Source organism: Streptomyces sp. NPDC059788, assembly GCF_042732265.1.
GTDB lineage: Bacteria > Actinomycetota > Actinomycetes > Streptomycetales > Streptomycetaceae > Streptomyces.
On the sequence record NZ_JBHWHY010000001.1, the window covers coordinates 304,822 to 307,692 of the forward strand.

Sequence of the window (2,871 nt, forward strand, 5' to 3'; positions counted from 1 at the left end):
TACCCCGGGGTTTAAACCGGGGGTGGGTTTGGTGTTGGGGGGGGGGGGGGGGTGGGGGGCGCCGCGCCCGCCGCCACGTCAGTTCTCCTCGTCGTCAGCGACCACGGCCTACCGGTGGCCGTCGCTCCAACGCCGTCCGCTCCACCGGCCCTCGTGCAGCGGGTCGCCACAGTGGATGTGTCCCGGCGTCTTACTGCACTGCGCCCAGCCGCCGTCCTCCGGATCGGCGTCGAAGAACATCGCTGCACACAGATCGTCCACCCGTTCAGGGGTAGGGCCGTAGAGCCCCAGCCGGAACAGCAGGCTGTCCGCCAGGCCTTCCGCCGCCCGATCGTCGAGTCCTGAAACGGCAGTGATCAGCTCCACGAGCTGCCCGTACGTCCCCTCCGGCGTAATCGTCGGCAGAAGCGTCTTCGACGGGATCATCAAGTCCTCCAGAAGTAGGTTGAGCGGCACCTTCACTCTTCAGGCTCGGCATGGCCCCATGTCGGCAATAAATTGCGAAAATGTGACACGCGTCACACTGTTTCGCCGGGCTGCGGAGTCGCGCTCGCGATGGCATTCCTCAGGCTCCGCCAATGGGTTGCACCGGGGCGGTGAGGGGGGTGTCGTTGGCTCCAAAGGGCCGTGGGTGAGAGGAAGCGCGGAGGCATTTGCTGCGGAAGCTGCCCCTGAAGGAAGAGGGCCAAAGGCCCGATGGTGCTGGTGCTGGTCGCGGCAGTTGGCCTCTCCTCTTCCGGTGCGTCCACGAGGGCCCCGGGCTCGTCGCGCAAGCGCGAGACGGAACATGGCCCGGAGCCGGAACGCGCGTCGTCGGCACAGTGCAGAACACCCGTCTCGGACGCGGTGCGTACAGTGCTGGCACGCTGCCGGAACAGCGACCGGTGAATCCGCGTCGGCGCAGCCAGCACAACACGATGGCGCGAGGCCAACTACGCCGTCCGCAGCGAACGGTGGAGCAGAGCGTTATTCAAAGCCGAAGCTACGACGTCGCGACAGGACGGAGGCGCTGCCGCGGCGAAGGCCGTGCCGCCTGCGGCAGCAGGGCGGTGAACCGGGGCTGCGCCCCGTCAGGAACAACCCCGTACCCCCCTGGGTCGTGCGTCACAAGGACGGATCAGCATGGGGGTACGGCCGTATCACGGACGGCAAAACAGCAGTACACCCGAAAGGTGCGATGGTCAGGGGAAACAGCCAACCCCGTACCCCCCGCTGCGGGGAAGAGGGGAAGGGGTACGGATCAAGAGGGTACGGACTGTTTCCCCTGATGTTCCAGGCTTCCGCTAACGCTCCAGCCGTGGAGCAGCGTCATCGGTGGCAAGGAAGCAAGAAGGGCATAAGGGAACCTGATAACACGTGTCCTGCGGACCCTCGCTCCGCTCGACCTCTCCGCTGCGCTTCGAGGACGTGTGAGTCGGCATAGCCGACGGGTTCCACCACTTGCTTCGCTCGCCGGTCCGTCGGTCGCTGACGCTCCCTCCTGCTGTGCCCAGGGCTGCGCTTGAGAGGCGAAACCCCGCCACTGCCCCGCTGTAGTTGTCCGCAGGTGTGTAGACAGTAGCGAAGGGTGCAGCAGTGGCGGATCGCTAGGCGCGTAGCGCCTGGCTCAGGCGAGAAGTGACGCCCCGGCCGGTGGCTCGCTGCGCGATTCATCCAGGGGTGGATCGCACTGGCGAGATCTTCCGGGCCGTCAGCCAGCGGAGCTGGCACGGGCGCTCCGCCGGGCATCGAGATCACACGGGCCCACGTGGCCGCACTCGATGGTCGCCACCCGCACCCCCCAAACCACGAAGAGGCATCGCCGTGACGCAGTCCCAGCCCGAACTTTCGCCCTACCGCACCGGAGCCCGGTGCGAGCCGAAGTTGCGGCAACCGAACAGCGAAGCCGTCGTCACGGTGATGCGCTCCGGCGAAGCCGGGGACGGCAAATCGGCAACGTCGACTTCACCAACGGCGAGAACAGCGCTGTTGTCACCGTGCACGTCTCCCGCAGCGATGACGGGATGTACACCGTCCACCTCATGCCGATGTGCAGCGATGATCAGACATGAGCCAGCGACATGCAGGCCGCCGCGCCTGCCCAGACATCGTGGCCGCAGCTCTCGACTCCAGCTGTGGAGACCGCCGAGTCACCAGGAGAGGAGACTCGAATGATTGCTGAAATGGTTCCAGAATCGTTCTCGCATGTCGTCCTCGTCACCGGTTCCCGCAGCTGGGACGACGAGGAGAGCATGCGCCAAGCGCTCAACGATGCCTGGCGTGTTTGGGGTTCTTCGAACATCACCCGGCCGGTGCTCATCTCAGGGCACTGCCCCGAGGGCGCCGACGCTATGGTCGAGCGGCTGTGGCTGGCTGCCGGCTTCGAGATCCGCGCTTTCCCCGCCGACTGGTCGGCTTATGGGAAGCGGGCCGGCTTCCAGCGCAATCAGGAGATGGCCGACGCGGCCCAGGTGTACCGCGATGCCGGAGCTGAGGTGCTGTGCACGGCCTTCCTCGACCCCTGTCGGAAGCCCGGGTGCCCGAAGCGGGGCCAGGAGCAGCTCATGCCGCATACGCCGGGGCACTTCTCGCACGGCACGATCCACTGCAGGGCTCGCGCGCGAGCTGCGGGGATCGAGACGGCCGACGTGATCCATCCGTTCTGAAGGCGCGCGAGGGGCCCTGTGCAATGTGCTGCAGGGCCCTTCAGGGACGAACGAGAGGAGTCGGCCAAGAGGCGAACGCTAAGGTCAGCGCTACTCGCTCCGATCGATGCCGTGCGCCTCATCGTAGGCCTTCTTGACCTTCTTCGGGATGCGCCCCCGCTCGTTGACCTCGTAGCCCTGCTCCCTGGCCCACTCCCGGATCTCTTCGCGCTCCTCGACAGTCGTA

3 protein-coding genes are annotated in these 2,871 nt (G+C 66.5%); 1 reads left to right on the plus strand and 2 read right to left on the minus strand.

Annotated features, from left to right (window positions below):
- Positions 1 to 108: 108 nt before the first annotated feature.
- Complete coding sequence (locus tag ACFV57_RS01705) at positions 109 to 456, minus strand: hypothetical protein (protein ID WP_385224547.1); 348 nt, start codon at positions 454 to 456, stop codon at positions 109 to 111.
- A gap of 1,694 nt (positions 457 to 2,150) precedes the next feature.
- Between ACFV57_RS01705 and ACFV57_RS01710 the strand changes: the two genes are divergently transcribed.
- Positions 2,151 to 2,645, plus strand: a complete 495-nt coding sequence (locus tag ACFV57_RS01710; RefSeq protein ID WP_385224549.1) for an SLOG family protein — start codon at positions 2,151 to 2,153, stop codon at positions 2,643 to 2,645.
- A gap of 90 nt (positions 2,646 to 2,735) precedes the next feature.
- On the opposite strand, the gene ACFV57_RS01715 is transcribed toward ACFV57_RS01710, so the two are convergent.
- On the minus strand, positions 2,736 to 2,871 hold a 136-nt coding region (locus ACFV57_RS01715), incomplete at its 5' end, for a histone-like nucleoid-structuring protein Lsr2 (RefSeq protein WP_385224638.1).